14 protein-coding genes and 1 pseudogene are annotated in these 16,560 nt (G+C 66.4%); 8 read left to right on the top strand and 7 right to left on the bottom strand.

Annotated elements, in window-relative coordinates; translation table 11 throughout:
• Positions 1–10: 10 nt before the first annotated feature.
• Positions 11–712, bottom strand: coding sequence for a FadR/GntR family transcriptional regulator (locus tag E3N85_RS16030; protein ID WP_134464990.1), 702 nt, complete (start codon positions 710–712; stop codon positions 11–13).
• A 126-nt stretch (positions 713–838) separates the two neighbouring features.
• Between E3N85_RS16030 and E3N85_RS16025 the strand changes: the two genes are divergently transcribed.
• From E3N85_RS16025 to E3N85_RS16015, 3 genes are read left to right on the top strand one after another with little or no spacing between them, the layout of a single operon-like run.
• Positions 839–2,206, top strand: coding sequence for an SLC13 family permease (locus E3N85_RS16025; RefSeq protein WP_134464988.1), 1,368 nt, complete (start codon positions 839–841; stop codon positions 2,204–2,206).
• A gap of 38 nt (positions 2,207–2,244) precedes the next feature.
• The gene (locus E3N85_RS16020) at positions 2,245–3,453 is read left to right on the top strand and encodes a CaiB/BaiF CoA-transferase family protein (protein WP_134464986.1); all 1,209 of its coding nucleotides are present in this window, start codon (positions 2,245–2,247) and stop codon (positions 3,451–3,453) included.
• Between the two features lies 1 nt (position 3,454).
• On the top strand, positions 3,455–4,981 hold the full coding sequence (locus E3N85_RS16015; protein WP_241978564.1) for an acetyl-CoA carboxylase carboxyltransferase subunit alpha/beta: 1,527 nt from the start codon (positions 3,455–3,457) through the stop codon (positions 4,979–4,981).
• A gap of 55 nt (positions 4,982–5,036) precedes the next feature.
• Here E3N85_RS16015 and purD read toward each other — a convergent pair whose 3' ends face one another.
• The gene (purD, locus tag E3N85_RS16010; protein ID WP_134464984.1) at positions 5,037–6,302 is read right to left on the bottom strand and encodes a phosphoribosylamine--glycine ligase; all 1,266 of its coding nucleotides are present in this window, start codon (positions 6,300–6,302) and stop codon (positions 5,037–5,039) included.
• 52 nt (positions 6,303–6,354) lie between these two features.
• Here purD and E3N85_RS16005 point away from each other — a divergent pair, with 52 nt between their 5' ends.
• Positions 6,355–6,735 carry a sterol carrier family protein gene (locus E3N85_RS16005; RefSeq protein ID WP_134464982.1) on the top strand — a complete coding sequence of 127 codons (381 nt, stop codon included), beginning with the start codon at positions 6,355–6,357 and terminating at the stop codon, positions 6,733–6,735.
• On the opposite strand, the gene E3N85_RS16000 is transcribed toward E3N85_RS16005, so the two are convergent.
• Positions 6,732–7,667 carry a ribokinase gene (locus tag E3N85_RS16000; protein ID WP_134464980.1) on the bottom strand — a complete coding sequence of 312 codons (936 nt, stop codon included), beginning with the start codon at positions 7,665–7,667 and terminating at the stop codon, positions 6,732–6,734. The two genes, E3N85_RS16005 and E3N85_RS16000, sit on opposite strands and share 4 nt — an antisense overlap.
• A gap of 38 nt (positions 7,668–7,705) precedes the next feature.
• Between E3N85_RS16000 and E3N85_RS16440 the strand changes: the two genes are divergently transcribed.
• From E3N85_RS16440 to purM, 3 genes are read left to right on the top strand one after another with little or no spacing between them, the layout of a single operon-like run.
• The gene (locus E3N85_RS16440; protein WP_174722508.1) at positions 7,706–8,161 is read left to right on the top strand and encodes a hypothetical protein; all 456 of its coding nucleotides are present in this window, start codon (positions 7,706–7,708) and stop codon (positions 8,159–8,161) included.
• A 12-nt stretch (positions 8,162–8,173) separates the two neighbouring features.
• Positions 8,174–9,763, top strand: a complete 1,590-nt coding sequence (gene purF, locus E3N85_RS15990) for an amidophosphoribosyltransferase (RefSeq protein WP_134464978.1) — start codon at positions 8,174–8,176, stop codon at positions 9,761–9,763.
• Complete coding sequence (gene purM / locus E3N85_RS15985) at positions 9,760–10,881, top strand: phosphoribosylformylglycinamidine cyclo-ligase (RefSeq protein ID WP_134464976.1); 1,122 nt, start codon at positions 9,760–9,762, stop codon at positions 10,879–10,881. The genes purF and purM overlap by 4 nt, the downstream gene beginning before the upstream one ends.
• A gap of 149 nt (positions 10,882–11,030) precedes the next feature.
• Here the strand turns inward: purM and E3N85_RS15980 are convergent, their stop codons facing one another.
• Positions 11,031–11,315, bottom strand: a complete 285-nt coding sequence (locus tag E3N85_RS15980) for a DUF3073 domain-containing protein (RefSeq protein WP_134464974.1) — start codon at positions 11,313–11,315, stop codon at positions 11,031–11,033.
• Between the two features lie 152 nt (positions 11,316–11,467).
• Between E3N85_RS15980 and E3N85_RS15975 the strand changes: the two genes are divergently transcribed.
• Complete coding sequence (locus E3N85_RS15975) at positions 11,468–12,553, top strand: NAD(P)-binding domain-containing protein (protein ID WP_134464972.1); 1,086 nt, start codon at positions 11,468–11,470, stop codon at positions 12,551–12,553.
• 36 nt (positions 12,554–12,589) lie between these two features.
• Here E3N85_RS15975 and E3N85_RS15970 read toward each other — a convergent pair whose 3' ends face one another.
• The 3 genes and pseudogenes from E3N85_RS15970 to E3N85_RS15960 form a co-directional block, all read right to left on the bottom strand.
• A complete protein-coding gene (locus tag E3N85_RS15970) occupies positions 12,590–14,719 on the bottom strand; it encodes an APC family permease (protein ID WP_134465020.1) in 2,130 nt (709 codons plus the stop codon).
• A gap of 501 nt (positions 14,720–15,220) precedes the next feature.
• Positions 15,221–15,628: pseudogene (locus E3N85_RS16895) on the bottom strand (PadR family transcriptional regulator); the annotation flags it as partial.
• Complete coding sequence (locus E3N85_RS15960; RefSeq protein WP_134464968.1) at positions 15,625–16,524, bottom strand: DUF4097 family beta strand repeat-containing protein; 900 nt, start codon at positions 16,522–16,524, stop codon at positions 15,625–15,627. The pseudogene E3N85_RS16895 and the gene E3N85_RS15960, both read right to left, overlap by 4 nt.
• Positions 16,525–16,560: the final 36 nt, after the last annotated feature.

Genomic DNA, 16,560 nt, shown 5'->3' with positions numbered 1-16,560 from the left:
GTATTCTCTCCTACTTCAGCAGGGCAACGTCGGAGACGAGCTCGATGTGCGAGAGCATCGCGTCGCTCGCGGCCGAGACGTCCTGCGCCCGGATCGCCGCGATGATCGTGCGGTGCGAGGCCAGGGACTGCTCGGGCCGGCCGGGCTGGGCCAGGGACTCCAATCTCGTTTCGAGAATCATCTCGGCGATGAACGTCATGAGCTGGGCCAGTACGGGGGAGTGGGCGGCGGCCGTGACGGCCTGGTGGAAGAGTTCGTCGCCGTGCGCGCCGCGGTCGCCGACCGCGATTTCCTCGGCCATGATCTGCACGGCGTTCTCGATCGCCGCCAGGTCGGCATCGGTTCGACGCAGCGCCGCGAGCTCGGCCAGCTTCACCTCAAGGGTGCTGCGGGCCTCGACGATTTCCGGCAGCCGGTTCCGGTGGTCGCGGAGTCCCTTGATCACCGTCGCGATGCTGGGCCGGTACACGAGCACGGCGCCGGTGCCGTGCTGAACATCGATGACTCCGAGCACCTCGAGGGCGACGAGGGCCTGCGCCAGGGTGGCGCGCGAGACGCCGAGACGTTCCGCGAGATCGCGTTCGGCGGGCAACAGGTCGCCGGGGCCAAGGCGAGCCGACTCGATGTAAGACAGAAGCTGCGCCACGAGTTGTTCGTACAGCCGAGGTTTCGACACTCGCGACAGGGGCTGGGGTTCTAGTTCCTGGGCCACGCGTGTGCCTCCCGCATCGAAGTGTGACCCTTAGGGTACACGGGCGTTGACAAACTCACCTACTATCTAGGAGGCTAGTCCAGTGAGCCAATAGCCCACATTCGCTTGAATCATGGAGGAACAAGGATGTCCGCTCCCATCATCTCGATCATCATCCTGGCGGTGATGTTTCTCACCGCCACGCTACTGCCCGTCAACATGGGGGCGCTGGCTTTCGTTGGCGCTTTCCTGCTCGGCGCCGTCTTCCTCGGCATGGAGACCACCGACATTCTCGCCAATTTTCCCGGCGGGCTCTTCCTGACACTCGTGGGAGTCACGTACCTCTTCGCGATCGCGCAGGGCAACGGCACGATCGACCTGCTCGTGCGCGGGTCGGTTCGACTTGTCGGTGGACGGGTAGCTCTCATCCCCTGGATCATGTTCATCATCACGGCCGTGATTACCGCCGTTGGTGCACTGTCCCCGGCCGCGGTGGCGATCGTGGCGCCGATCGCGCTCGGCTTCGCCCGCAAGTACAAGATCAGCCCCCTGCTCATGGGCATGATGGTGATTCACGGAGCGCAGGGCGGCGGATTCTCGCCCATCGCCGTCTACGGCGTGATCGTCAACAGCCTCATCTCGACCACGGGGCTCGACGCGAGCCCCACGGCGGTGTTCCTGTCGAGCCTCATCTTCAACTTCCTGATCGCCGTCGTATTGTTCATCGTGCTCGGTGGCCGGGGGCTCCTCTCGAGCCGGGTCGGACACTTCGTGGAGCAGGCAGCCGAGGCTCGGATGGCGGTCAGCGTGGGTGCCAGGGCCGGCGGCGACGTGGCATTCAAGGGCTTCGGCTCCGGCATCTACGGCCCCCGCGACCCCGCCGGTGATGGCGCGCAAGAGGCGCCGACCCGTGCGGAACGCATTCCTCAGCTGATCACCGTGGCCGGCCTCATCGCCCTGGCCGTCATCGCACTCGGCTTCAAGGTCGATGTCGGCTTCGTGGCCATCACCATCGCCGTCATCCTCGCCCTGGTCTCGCCCGCGGCGCAGAAGGGCGCCGTCAACAAGATCAGCTGGTCGACCGTGCTGCTCATCTGCGGCATGCTCACCTTCGTGGGCGTACTCGAAGAGGCCGGCACCATCGAATACGTGTCGGATGCCGTAGCCAACCTGGGCATGCCCCTGCTGGCGGCGCTGCTGATTTGCTACATCGGCGCCATCGTCTCGGCGTTCGCCTCCTCGACCGCCATCCTGGCCGCCCTGATCCCCCTCGCCGTGCCGTTCCTGGCCAGCGGCGAAATCGGAGCGATCGGCGTGATCTGCGCCCTCGCCGTGGCATCGACCATCGTGGACGTGTCGCCGTTCTCCACGAACGGTGCTCTCGTGCTGGCCAACGCCCCCGACGACGTCGACAAGGACCGTTTCTACAAGCAGATCCTGGCCTACAGCGGCATCGTCGTAGTGGCCGGTCCCGCCATCGCCTGGGCGGTGCTGGTCCTGCCCGGCTGGCTGTAGACGCACACCGCATACCGCAGATCGAAAGAGGACTGAATATGAGCACGGACACTCAGACCCGAGCGCGAGGTCCACTCGAGGGCTATCTGGTCGTCGACCTGAGCCGTGCCCTCGCCGGGCCACACGCGAGCATGATGCTCGCCGACCTCGGTGCACGCGTCATCAAGGTGGAAAATCCCGGAATGGGAGACGATACCCGGGGCTGGGGTCCGCCGTTCGTCGGTCCCGACGACAACCTGCAATCCACGTATTTCCTCTCCTGCAACCGCAACAAGGAGTCGATCGCCCTCGACCTGAAGAGCGACGACGGCCGCGCCGTGCTGCGTGACCTGTTGCTGCGCGCCGACGTGGTGGTCGAGAACTTCCGCCCCGGTGTCCTGGACCGCCTCGGATTCTCGCCCGAGGCGATGCACGAGCTCAACCCATCGCTCGTTATCCTCTCGATCACCGGTTTCGGCCACGACGGCCCCGAGTCGAGCCGCAGCGGCTACGACCAAATTCTGCAGGGCGAAGCCGGCCTCATGTCACTCACCGGATCCAGCCCCGACGACCCGCAGCGGGTAGGGGTACCGATCGCCGACCTGCTCTCGGGCATGTATGGCGCCTTCGGGCTCCTCGCGGCCTTACTGCAGCGCGAGCGCACGGGGGAGGGACAGATTGTTCGTACCTCGCTTTTGGCCGCGCTCGTGGGAGTGCACGCCTTTCAGGGCACCCGCGCCACGGTGGCGGGCGAGGTGCCAGAGGCCCAGGGCAACCACCATCCGTCGATCGCACCCTACGGCCTGTTCGCATGCCGCGACGGCAGCGTGCAGATCAGCATCGGCAGTGAGAAGCTCTGGGCCACCTTCGCGGCTGAGTTCGGCCTCGATCCCGCCCAATCCGAGTGGGCCACCAACGCGCACCGCGTGCGCAACCGGGACGGCCTCACGGCGGCGATAACGGATGCCTTCGCTCATTTCGATGCCGCTTTGTTGCTGCAGAAACTCGCGGAAGCCGGAATTCCGGCCGGGAAAGTGCGCTCATTGGATGAGGTCTATCAGTGGGACCAGGTGTTGTCACAGGGACTGTTGATCGACGTCGAGCATGACGTGCTCGGCAAGATCAGTCTCCCGGGCCCGCCGCTGCGGTTCTTCGGACCCGCCGACACCGCCGAAACGACCAACACCACGCACTCTGCTCCGCCGGTGCTCAACCAGCACGGCACTGAGATACGCGACTGGCTCAATCGCGCCGTGGAAGGGATCTAACGTGCCGAATAGAGACGTGGTGTCGGAACCGACAACCCGCCACCTCAGCGCTACCGAACTCATTGGGGTCGTACTCGACAACGGATCGTTCTCGAGCTGGGACCGGCCCGTGGTCGATCCCGACCCGGACGAGACGTACCGGCTTGATTTGGTAAAGGCTCGGCAGAAGAGCGGCACCGACGAATCCGTGCTGACGGGCGAGGGCCTGATCCGCGGGCATCGGGTAGCGATCGTGGTGAGCGAGTTCGCGTTCCTGGCCGGATCGATCGGGCTCTCCGCCGCGGATCGTATCGTCGACGCGATCGAGCGCGCGACCCGCGACGGGTTGCCGGTACTGGCCGGGCCGGCCTCCGGCGGTACTCGCATGCAGGAGGGCACGCTCGCCTTTCTCTCGATGGTGAAGATCACCGCCGCCGTGCGGGCGCACCGAGAGGCGGGGCATCCGTATCTTGTCTACCTGCGACACCCCACCACGGGCGGGGTCATGGCGTCGTGGGGATCGCTCGGACACGTCACGGTGGCGGAGCCGGGCGCGCTGCTCGGCTTCCTGGGCCCGCGGGTCTATGAAGCGCTCTACGGAAAGAAGTTCCCGGAGAACGTGCAGGTCGCCGAAAACCTGTTCAATCAAGGCCTGATCGACGCCGTTGTTCCACCCGAACAGCTGCCGGAAATCGTCCACCGGGCGCTCACCATCCTCACCGGCAAAGCGGCCATCCCGATGGCGGCCCCGGAGACCATGCAGGTGCGGCCCTCTCCTGTCGGCGCGTGGGAATCCATCCAAATCTCGCGAAACCCGCGCCGGCCCGACCTGCGCCAGCTGCTCGCCTATGGCGCCCACGACGTGCTGCCGCTCAACGGCACGGGCGAGGGCGAGAACGACCCGGGACTCATGCTCGCCATGGCGCGCTTTGGGCAGCAGAGCTGCATCGTTCTCGGCCACATCCGCCCGCGGCCTTCGCGCGACACCCCGATGGGCCCGGGGTCGCTGCGCGAGGCCCGCCGGGGTATGCGCCTCGCCGAAGAACTCGGCCTGCCGCTGCTTACCGTGATCGATACGGCCGGGGCCGCGCTGTCGAAGGAGTCCGAGGAGGGCGGGATGGCCGGTGAAATCGCCCGCTCCCTGCACGAGCTCATCGGTCTGCGCTCGGCGAGCGTGTCGGTCTTGCTCGGCCAGGGAGCTGGCGGTGGGGCGCTCGCCCTGTTACCGGCCGACCGCATCATTGCCGCGCAGCATTCGTGGCTGTCACCGCTGCCGCCCGAGGGCGCGAGCGCCATCAAGCACCGCACGACGGAATTCGCCCCGGCCATGTCGGAGGCGCAGGGCGTGAACGTTGCGTCGCTCTTTGCCAACGGGATCGTCGACCACATCGTCGACGAGCGCCCGGACGGAGCGAAGGAAGGCCGGGCATTCTGCCAGCGGATGGCGACGGCCATCGAGTACGAGCTGTCCACGCTCGCAAGCGTGCCGGTAGCCGAGCTGCTGCCGCGCCGGGTGTCGAAGTTTCGTGCACTGGGCCGCCGCACCTGAGCCCGCTGATGGGCGATGCCCCGCCATCGACGTTCGCGCGGCGTCGGGGCGTCACTCAGGCGACGCGTGCGGCGATGTCTGTTCGATAGTGCGAACCCTCCAGGGACACCTGCCCGAGCGCCTCGTAGGCGCGGGAGCGGGCCTTGTGGAATGAGGCGCCCACGGCGACGACGCTGAGCACTCGGCCGCCGGTAGACACGAGCGTGTCGCCCCTGGCCGCGGTCGCGGCGTGTGCGATCGAGACGCCGGGCACCCGCAGCGCTGCGTCCAATCCGGTAATCTCGCGCCCGACCAGCGGGTCTTGTGGGTAATTTTCGCTCGCGAGCACCACGGTCACGGCGACATCGGCGGAGAACTCCGGCCGGGGTAGCGTGCCGAGTGTGCCGGTCGCGGCCGCGAACAGCAGGCCCGACAGGGGCGTGAGCAGGCGCGGCAGCACGACCTGCGTCTCGGGATCTCCGAAACGTGCGTTGAATTCGATGACGCGGATGCCGGCATCCGTCAAGATAAGTCCGCAGTAGAGCAGCCCGACGAACGGGGTGCCCTCGGTGGCGAGCTGGCGGACGGTTGGCAACGCGACCGTCTCGATGATCTCGTCGATGAACTCGTTCTCGCTGCCGAACTGGGCGTCGAGCCAGGGCAGCGGCGAGTAGGCGCCCATGCCGCCGGTGTTGGGCCCGGCGTCATGGTCGAGGGCGCGTTTGTAGTCCTGGGCGGGCGAGAGCGGTAACACACTGTGGCCGTCGCTGAGCAGGAACAGCGAGATCTCCTGGCCGTCGAGAAACTCTTCGATGAGCACGTTGCCGTGTTCGAGCCAGAAGGTGGTGTGGTCGACGGCTGCGGCGCGATCCGATGTGACCAGCACGCCCTTGCCGGCGGCGAGGCCGTCGGCCTTGATAACGTAGGGCGCTCCGAACTCGTCGAGCGCAGCCTCGGCTTCGGCGAGGGAGCCAGCGCGCACGGCGCGGCCGGTGGGAACTCCGGCCTCATTCATGATGCGCTTGGCGAAAGTCTTGCTTCCCTCGAGGGCAGCGGCGGCCCGATCGGGACCGAATACAGCGATACCGCGGGTGCGCAGTGCGTCGGCGACGCCGGCCACGAGCGGGGCCTCCGGGCCGATGACGACGAGTTCGATGTTGTTCAACACGGCATAGTCGGTGACGGCGACCGGGTCATTGGGATCGAGCGCTACGACCGGAACTTCGGCGGCGATACCGGCGTTGCCGGGGGCGCATTCGACACTCGGTCGCGGCTGCTCACGGAGCAGTGCGGTAATGATGGCGTGCTCGCGGGCACCGGAACCAAGGACCAGAATTTTCACCGTTTCAGGCTACCCGATGCCCCGGGCCCGGCGGATCGGGCAGACTGGAACCATGGCACGAGCGCGCATTGACGACGGAGCCGGCCGGGCGGCCGTGCGGGTGGCGCTCGCGGCGCTCGCCGGCGGCACCCCCGCGAGCCGAGACATTCGTGCGCAGGCGGTGCGCTACACCCTGCAACTGCTCGCCGAACAGGCCGAGGGGAACACCGTGGAGGTGCGCGTGCCGCCGTTCGGCGCCGTGCAGTGCGTCGCCGGCCCCCGCCATACCCGCGGTACCCCGCCCAACGTGATCGAAACGGATGCCGCCACCTGGCTCGCTCTCGCCACCGGCGCGCTGCCCTGGGCCGACGGACTCGCGAGTGGCAGCATCCACGCCTCGGGTGCCCGGGCCGATTTGACCGGCCACGTGCCGGTGTTGCCGGGGCGGTTCTAGCCGTGTCGTAGAGACTGCGCGAGAATCGCGTCGACCTCGGCGCGGGTAGGCATCGAGCTCGTGGCCCCGGTTCTGGTCACCGAGACCGAGGATGCTACCGTGGCGAAACGTACGGCCTCGATCATGTCGTCGCGGGTCAGCGCCGTTCCGCGCACAAAATTCACCGCCAGGTGCGCCACGAGGGCTCCGACGAAGGTATCGCCCGCCGCCGTGGTGTCGACCGCCGTCACCGGGCGGGCCGGCGCGAGCCCGAGGGCCTCACCGTCATAGGCCACGACCGATCCTTCGGCACCCAACGTCACGATCGCCCAGGTCTGGCCGGCGCTGAGCGTCTCCGCAGCACGTACCGGGTCGCTCTCCCCGGTGAGCTCGGCGGCTTCGATCTGGTTCGGTATGACGAGATCGACCGAGGCGAGAAAGCCGGCGGGCAGTGGCACCACCGGTGCCGGGGTCAGCACGGTGAACACGCCCGCTGCGCGAGCGACGGCGATTCCTTCTGCCAATGCCCGGGTCGGCAGTTCGCACTGCATCACGAGAAAGGCCGCATCGGCGACGACCGCGCGTTGTTCCACGCTCAGGGTGGTGACGCTGGCGTTGGCCCCCGACACCACGACGATCGAATTCTCGCCGCTGTCCACGACGGAGATGTGGGCGGTTCCGGTGGGGGCATCCGCTGTGGCCAACTCGGTCGAACGGATTCCCTCGGTCGTCAGCAGCGTGCGCAGCTCGGCCCCGTAGGCGTCCGCCCCCACCGCTCCCAGAAAGGTCACGTCCGCTCCCAGACGGGCGGCGGCGACCGCCTGATTCAAGCCTTTGCCGCCCGGAACCGTGCTGAAACCGGCCCCGAAAATCGTTTCGCCGGGCAGCGGCAAACGCGCCTGACGCACGACGAGATCCATGTTGGCGCTTCCGAGTACCGCAATCGTGTTCATAGAGTCAGTCTCGCATCTGCCCGTGGGACAATGAGGGGGTGAGTTCTTTTGAGCAGGCCCAGGACCCGTCGGCCGATAACGGCGCCGACAACGAGAGCGCCAGTGAGAGCGTGTTGGCGAAGGCGACCGTGACCGTGCATCGGGCCCCGCGTTACCGCAATTTCATGCTGCTCGGCGCCGTCGTCGGGGTGCTGCTCGCCCTGATTCTCACGGTCGCCTTCCCGGAGAACGGCGAGTACGACCGGGTGCAGATTTTCGGTTTCCTGCTGCTCGGCGGCCTCGCCATCGGCACCACGCTCGGCGCGATCGTCGCCCTCGTGATCGACCGGATCATTGGTCGATCACGAACGACGGTGGTCGTCGATAGACTGGGAGCGAGCGAACCCAGTACCAACGAATTCAGTACCAATGAACCCAGTACCAACGAGTTGCCTGCCGCTGAGCCTGACTCCGGCATCCCCAACGACGATTTCCAAGCGTTCAACGAGAAGTAAAGAGGCTGCGGCTTGCCCGGTGGCGATGGACTGTTAAATCACGATCTTCTTCCCAATGAGAAGGGCCCACAGGACGCCTGTGGTGTCTTCGGCGTCTGGGCTCCCGGTGAAGAAGTAGCCAAACTGAGCTACTTCGGCCTCTATGCCCTGCAACACCGCGGTCAGGAATCGGCCGGCATCGCTACGAGTGACGGCAGCAAGATTCTCATCTACAAAGACATGGGACTCGTCTCGCAGGTCTTCAATGAGGCCTCGCTGAGCACCCTGCTCGGGCACATCGCCGTCGGTCACACGCGTTATTCCACGACCGGCTCATCGAGCTGGCAGAACGCCCAGCCGACCCTCGGTCGCACCTCGAGCGGAACGGTGGCCCTCGGCCACAACGGCAACCTCACCAACACCGCCGAGCTGCTTGAACTCGTGCGCGAACGCTACCCGCAGGTTGACGGCGAACTGGCCCGCGGCAACACGACCGATACCGCCGTGATCACCGCCCTGCTCACCGGCGACCTCGACCACACCCTCGAGGCCACCGCGCTCGAGGTGCTGCCGCGTCTCCGCGGCGCCTACTGCCTCGTCTTCATGGACGAAACCACCCTGTACGCGGCCCGCGACCCGCAGGGCGTGCGGCCGCTCGTGCTCGGCCGCCTCGAACGTGGTTGGGTCGTCGCCTCCGAGACCGCCGCCCTCGATATCGTCGGTGCGAGCTTCGTGCGTGAGGTCGAACCCGGTGAGCTCATCACCATCGACGAGAACGGGCTGCGTACGCAGCGCTTCGCGAAGGCCGACCCCAAGGGCTGCGTTTTCGAGTACGTCTACCTCGCTCGCCCCGACACCACCATCGCGGGCCGTGGCGTGCACGAGGCCCGGGTCGAAATGGGGCGCCGGCTAGCCGCCGAGCACCCCGTCGAGGCCGACCTCGTCATCCCGACGCCGGAATCCGGTACCCCTGCAGCCATCGGTTACGCGCAGGCGTCGGGTATCCCGTTCGGCCAGGGCCTGGTCAAGAACTCCTATGTCGGCCGCACGTTCATCGCGCCGTCGCAGACCATCCGGCAGCGCGGCATTCGTTTGAAATTGAACCCGCTCAAGAACGTGATCAAGGGCAAACGGCTGATCGTGGTCGATGACTCGATCGTGCGCGGCAACACGCAGCGCGCCCTCGTGAGCATGCTGCGGGAGGCCGGCGCCGCCGAGGTGCACGTGCGCATCTCGAGCCCGCCGATCACCTGGCCGTGCTTCTACGGCATCGACTTCGCCAGCCGCGCCGAACTCGTCGCGACCGGCCTGGAGATCGACGAGGTGCGCCAGTCGATTGGCGCCGACAGCCTCGGCTACCTCTCGGAAGACGGCATGATCGAAGCCACCGAGCAGCCGCGCGAACGCCTCTGCACCGCGTGTTTCACGGGCATCTACCCGATCGCATTGCCGGAATCGCAGCACCTCGGCAAGAACCTGCTCGAGCGCCCGGCGGCATCAAACGGATGCGACCCCGGCCCGGATTCCGACCTGGAATCGGTGCTGGCGCCCGCCGTACGCAGAGTAGAAGCCCTCGCCCGTCTGGGCCAGGTACCGTTCGGTGACCCGGGAAGACCAGAATGAGCAACGCCTCCATCACTGCCAACGACTCATACGCAGCAGCCGGAGTCGACACGAGGGCCGGTGACCTCGCGGTCGAGCTCATGAAGTCGGCCGTTTCGAAGACGCATGGCCCGGAAGTCTGGGGCGGTGTCGGCGGCTTCGCCGGACTGTTCGACGTGTCATTCCTCACCAAGTTTCGCCAGCCCCTTCTGGCCACGTCAACGGACGGCGTGGGTACCAAGGTCGCCATCGCGCAGGCGATCGACAAGCACGACACCATCGGGCAAGACCTGGTCGGCATGGTTGTCGACGACATCATCGTCGTCGGTGCCCGCCCGCTCTTCATGACCGACTACATTGCCTGCGGCAAGGTCGTACCCGAGCGCATCGCCTCGATCGTGGCCGGCATCGCCCGCGCCTGCTCCGAGACCGGAACCGCCCTCGTCGGCGGCGAAACGGCCGAACACCCCGGCCTGCTCGGCCGGGACGACTACGACGTGGCCGGCGCGGCCACCGGGGTTGTCGAAGCCGATCAGGTGCTCGGCGCTGACAAGGTTCTCTCCGGCGACGTCGTCATCGCGATGGCGTCGAGCGGCCTGCACTCCAACGGTTACTCGCTCGTACGCCACATTCTGGCGCAGCGCGGCATCGGCTACACCGACATGTCGGCTGAACTCGGCGGCATGGTCGGCGAAGTCCTGCTGGAGCCGACCCGTCTGTACACCGGCCCGCTGCTCGACGTGCTCGATGAGCCCGAACTGGCCGGTGCCATCCACTCGCTCAGCCACGTCACCGGAGGCGGCATCGCGGCGAACCTCGCCCGCGTGCTGCCCGTCGGGTCGTGGGTGGAGGTCGACCGCTCTACCTGGTCGCCCGCCCCCATCTTCCGGGTGCTCGGCGATATGGCCGGGTCCACGCTGGAAAGCGCGGAGGGAACCTGGAACCTCGGAGTGGGCATGTTCGCGGTCGTCGATGCGGCATCCGCGTCGTCGGTTATCGCGCGTCTGGCGACGAGCGGAATTCCCGCTTGGGTGACCGGCCGCGTCTCTCGCGCCGCGCATGATCTGACCGGGTTCGAGCAGGGCGCCAAGGGCGTCAACGGCGGCGCTGTGCGCCTCGTCGGAGCCTACGCGAGCTAACCCAGCTCGAGCCTGCGGTGCACACGTACCGCAGGCCACACTCGCAGACGCCCGCGGCACATGGTGATGGTTCCGGCGCTCGCTGAATGACCGCCGGACCGCCTCGCCAATAGCAGAGGCGCGCGAAGAGCGCACGCCGCAAACGGAGCCTAGGCGCGCTTCTTCTCGTCTTCGGTGGCGTAGTGGTCGACGTAACGATCGTCGTCGCCGTCGGGATCGTCGTCGTCAGCCGAATCCGTGGCGCCATCACTGGCGGCACTCCTGGCCTTGTCCGCTTCGTACTCGGGCCACTTGGCGAGGTCTTCGTCGAGGCGCGGATCGGACGGATGCCCGGTCAACTCGCGTTCAAGCGCGTTGTAGTTGGTATCCGGGCTGAAATACTTCAGCTCCCGAGCTACCTTAGTGTGCTTTGCTTTTTGACGGCCGCGCCCCATGCGTGACCCCCTTACGATGCCAGGCCGAGCGAGTCGTGAGACCCTCGGGATTTGCCGAACGGAATGTGTAAAAACTAGAGTTTAGTTTAGCATGGTGGGCCTTGCGCCCCGCGGACGCCGTTCGCACGGCTAATCCGTAGGAATGGGGTGGCATGACGGGCAATGTCAGCGTGCCCATCGTCATCATCGGCGCCGGCCAGGCCGGGCTGTCCGTTGCCTTCTACCTGCGTCGGTTTGAGCTTGTTGCGGGCCGGGACTTCATCATTTTCGATCGAGGCCCCGGCACCGGCGGGGCCTGGCAGCACCGCTGGCAGGCTCTGCAGCTCGGATCGGCGCACCGCGTCAACGATCTTCCCGGCATGAAAGAACTCGGCCTGAGCTTTGACACGGCCGATCACACCCTGCCGGCACGTGACGTCGTCAGCGACTATTACAGCGACTATGAGCGGCACTTCGAGCTCAATGTCGTGCGCCCCGTGACCGTGACCAGCGTCGTTCCGATTCAGTCCAACCTGGTCGTGGCCACGAGTTCCCCTGTTTTCGGCGATCAGAAGACCGACGCGAAAATAATCGTGAACGCGACCGGCACCTGGGGCGCGCCGTTCGTGCCGCATTACCCGGGCGCGGATACCTTCGAGGGAACGCAGGTGCACACGGCGAACTACGTGTCGAGCGAAGCATTCGCCGGCCAGCGTGTGGTGGTGGTGGGCGGCGGCACGTCGGCGATCGGTTTTCTGCTTGAGCTCGAGGGGGTGGCGAGCGAGTTGACCTGGGTGGCGCGTCGTCCGATTGATTTCAGTCACACCGACGAGCTCGCGGAGGTGACCGCCGTGGCGGCCGTGATGTCGCAGGATCGCGCGGCCCGGGCTGGCAAAGCACTCCCGAGCATTGTCAGCGGAACCGGGGTGCCGGTCACGCGCCGCATCGCGGCCGGCATCGACCGGGGACTGCTCGTGGCTCGCCCCATGTTCACGAGCATTGAGCCGGCCGGTGTGCGCTGGAGCGATGGAACCTTCACCGAGGCGGACGCGATTGTGTGGGCTTCCGGTTTTCGGCCGGAGCTGCGACATCTGGCGCCGCTCAATCTGCGGGAAAAGGCCGGCGGCGTCGTGGTCGCCTCCGGTGTGTCGTGGACCGACCCGCGCATTTTCTTCGCCGGTTACGGCCCGCAGGCGAGCACGGTCGGCGCCAACCGTGCCGGTCGCATCATCGCCCGGCAGATCATGGCCCGGCTCTAGCCCGACGCCCACCGCGCTGTGGAATCGGCGACGCTGCTACTTGCGCTTGCGGCGACGGGATGCCGACGGTCGCGACTGCGGCGGAACGGCTCCCACGAGCGTGGTCGACTTCGTCGCGGTCTCGGGAGTCACCGTGGGTGGCGCGAGCGGTCGGCGCGACACCGGGCGCGAACGCACGGGCTCGCCGCGACGGTCCTGACCGGGGATCGGGCGGGAGCGGCGGCCGTAGATGAGCTCCGAGGAGTCGAGCAGCCACGGCACCAGGGCAATCGTGACGCCGTGAACGAGCATGAGCTTCTGGCGCAGCCGGCGTGCCTTATGGTTGTGCAGCAGGCCTTCCCACCAGTGCCCGACGATGTAGATCGGTGTGTACACGGTGATGACCTCGGAACCGTGATCCTGGCGACGCTCCTTGATGTAGTTGATCAGTGGCCAGCTGATGTCGCGGTAGGGCGAGGCGACGATGCGCAGTGGCACCTGGATGTTCTGCTTGACCCAGGCACGTTTGAGTTCCTTGGTCTCGGCGGTGTCAATGGAGACATGCACCGCTTCGAGACTGACATGCCGCGCGGCGATGGCGTAGTCGAGGGCCTTCAGTACGGGCTTCTGCATCTTGCCGACGAGCACGATCGCATGGTCGCCCTGCGACCCGAAGGTCGTGACCGGATCGACTTCGATCTCCTTTGCGACGTCGCGGTAGTACCGGTTGACGCCCATCATGAGAAAGAACAGGATCGGCATCATCACGAAGACGAGCCAGGCACCGTGGGTGAATTTCGTGATGGTCACGACGATAAGCACCACTCCGGTCAGTGCGGCTCCGAAACCGTTGATCGAGAGGCTCAGAATGATCGAACCCCGGTTCGGCGGGTTCTTCCCCAGCAGTTTCAGCCAGTGCCGCACCATGCCGGTCTGGCCAAGGGTGAACGACACGAACACGCCGATGATGTAGAGCTGGATCAGCACGGTGAGGTTGGCCTGGTAGACGACCATGATCGCCACTGCGGCCAGGGCCAGGAGAACGACACCGTTGGAGTAGATGAGCCGGTCGCCGCGGGTGCTCAGCGACTTGGGTGCGTAGGAGTCCCGGGCGAGGACGGAGCCCAGGAGCGGGAAGCCGTTGAAGGCCGTGTTCGCGGCCAACAGCAGCACGGCCGCTGTGGCCGCTTGCAGCACGAAGAACATGATGGAGTAGTCGCCGAAGGTTGCGGCGGCGACCTGGGCGATCAGGCTGCGCTGCGGAGCCGTGGCGCACTCGGCCCAGCCGATCAGGTCGCAGGCACGTTCTGCGTAATGCACTTGGGAGATGAGTGCGAGGGCCGTCAGCCCGACGAACAGTACGATGGCGATGCCGCCCATGAGGGTGAGCGTGCGCTGGGCGTTCTTGACCTTGGGGTGTTTGAACGCGGGCACCCCGTTAGCGATCGCTTCGACCCCGGTGAGGGCGCTGCATCCGCTCGCGAAGGAACGAAGAAGAAGCAAAATGAACGCGGCCTGAGCCAGGTTCTCACCTTGAACGTCGTACCCGGCGGACTCCGCCACGGGGGCGTCGCCGAGGAGGGCCCGCACGAGTCCGACGATGATCATCAGCAGCACGCTGCCAATGAACAGGTAGGTCGGCACGGCGAAGGCCTTGCTCGACTCCCGAACGCCGCGCAGGTTGGCTGCCGCGAGCAGGATGATGAATACGACGGCGAGTTCGACGCGCAGAGGGGCCAGCGCGGGTATCGCCGAGATGATGTTGTCCACGCCGCTCGCGACCGATACGACCACGGTCATCACATAGTCGACCAGCAGGGCGGATGCGACGACCAGGCCGGCTTTCTCACCCAGGTTCTTGTGGGCGACCTCGTAGTCACCGCCGCCCGAGGGGTACGCCTTGATCAACTGGCGGTACGACGCGACCACGACGACGAGCAGCACGACGACGACCGCGGCAACCCACGGCGCGAAGCTCAAGAATGCGAGCCCACCGAGGGTCAGGATCATGAGGAGTTCTTGCGGCGCGTACGCCACACTCGACAGCGGGTCGCTCGCAAAGATGGGCAGGGCGAGGTGTTTGGGTAGCAGTTGGCCGTCCAAATGCTCGGTGGGGAGTGGATCGCCGATGATCCACCGCTTAGGTGAACGGTTCTCTGGTACGGGGGCATTCGCCTCGGGTGTCACGAGGGTCGACACTACACCTACCCGGTTCCGTGTCAAATCGATTGGTCCACGTAAAACCGGCAAAATTGTGACACTTCGTGCTTTTCGGCCGAAAAAACGGCGTGTCCCGAACATTGCCGGTCTTACGCAGCAGGTTGAGCAGGGCTACGGGTGCAGGGTGGCGAGGATGCTCGCGCGCACGTCGGCGAGCTGTCGGCGGAGTGACGAAACGGTGTCGGGCGGGAGGATCGACCGGTAGGCCTGCGTACGCAGGTCGGCGCGCAACTGCTGCCGGAACTCATTCAGCACCATGTCGGCCTCGCGCAGAGCCTGCGTGGAGTCGTGGCGCGGGGTCGATGCCGACGCGGTCGATGCGCCGGTACTCGAGGTCTCGGCACTCGAGGTCTCGGTACTCGAGGTCTCGGCGGGCGGTTCTTCGGCGGCTGTCGGCGTCGGGCGGGGTCGCTCCCAGGTCGACGAGCCCGCGGGGTCCCACGAATCGGCTGTACCGTCGTAGCCGCGCGGGTCGACCCTGGTGGAATCTCGGGCCTGGCGGGCGGCCGAGGCGAGGTCGGCGCGCAGGGTTTTCATAGCGGAGTTGACGCCGGTGCGCACCTGGTCGGCGAGTCGCCGCACCGAGTCGGTCACCTCGTCTTCGATCGCGCCGAGTTCACCGTCGCGAACGAGCAGCTCGGCGCGGCCGGTATCGGTGATCTCATAGACGGTTTTGCGTCCGTCGGTCGACTTGGTGACGAGGCCCTCCTCCTCGAGTTTGGCCAGCCGCGGGTAGATCGTGCCGGCGCTCGGACTGTAGGTTCCGCCGAAACGGTCGCTCAGCGATTGGATCAGCTCGTAGCCGTGTCGGGGCCGCTCGGCGAGCAGGCTCAGCAGGTAGAGGCGCAGGCTGCCGTGGGCGAACATGGCGCTCATGCCGGGTCCTCGTGGGCGCGAGCGTCGGACGAAGCGGGCGCTGCGGCATCCGCTGCACCGGCCGATGCTGCACCGGCCGATGCGGCGCTGGCGCCTTCGCTGCGCACTACCGAGATGTCGCCCGACACCGAGTTGGCGCGCATGTCGAGCCAGCTGCCATCGAGGGTGCCGGTGGATCCCTCGTAGCCCTTGCCGAACGCGGTGCGCACGGTGTGATCGTCGAGCTGGAGCGTGCCGGAGATGGTATTGAGGTGGTAGCGCGCGGCGACGCCCGGCTCGACCCGCACGGTGAGGTTGCCGTTGACCAGGTTGGTCACGATCTGATCGGGCGTTCCGGTCAGGTCAAGAAAAACGTTGCTCGTCACGCCGTCGAGCGAAAACCTGCGGATTCGCCCGCTCGCCGTGATATCGCCCGATATGGTGTGCACGACCAGCGCCCCAACGTGGTTGCGCACCGAGATCTCCCCGTTCACCGCGTTGAGTTCGAGGTCACCTGCGACATCGTCGATGACCAGATCGCCCGACACGGTGCTGAGCTTGGCGTCGCTGCAGAGGCCCGACACGAGGGCATCGGCCGAGACGACCCCGAAGTGCAGCGCGACGTCGCGGGGAACCGAGATGCTCACTTCGGCGCGTGCGGTGCCGCGAAACGCGGCGAACACCTCGATGAAGTTGTCCCAGCGCAGGTGCGGGTGATCGATCGCGAGGCGGTCGCCGTCCATCGAGATCTTGAGGTCTTTGCCGGTGACGCCGTGCACTTCAATGCGAGCTCCTGGCTCGTCGTGGCCGATGATGTCGACCGTGCCGCCGATCAGGCCGACCTTGAGCTTGCGCACCAGTTCGATATCGATAATCCTGGTCTGACCGGGGGTGACCAGCCATTTTTCCAATGACACCGTGTTGTCCTTTCAGGGATGAAAACTCACGCTATA

This window comes from Cryobacterium sp. Hz9 (assembly GCF_004402825.1).
Lineage (GTDB): Bacteria > Actinomycetota > Actinomycetes > Actinomycetales > Microbacteriaceae > Cryobacterium > Cryobacterium gelidum.
The sequence above is the reverse complement of the archived record's forward strand: the minus strand, read 5'-3'. Positions and strand labels throughout refer to the sequence as shown.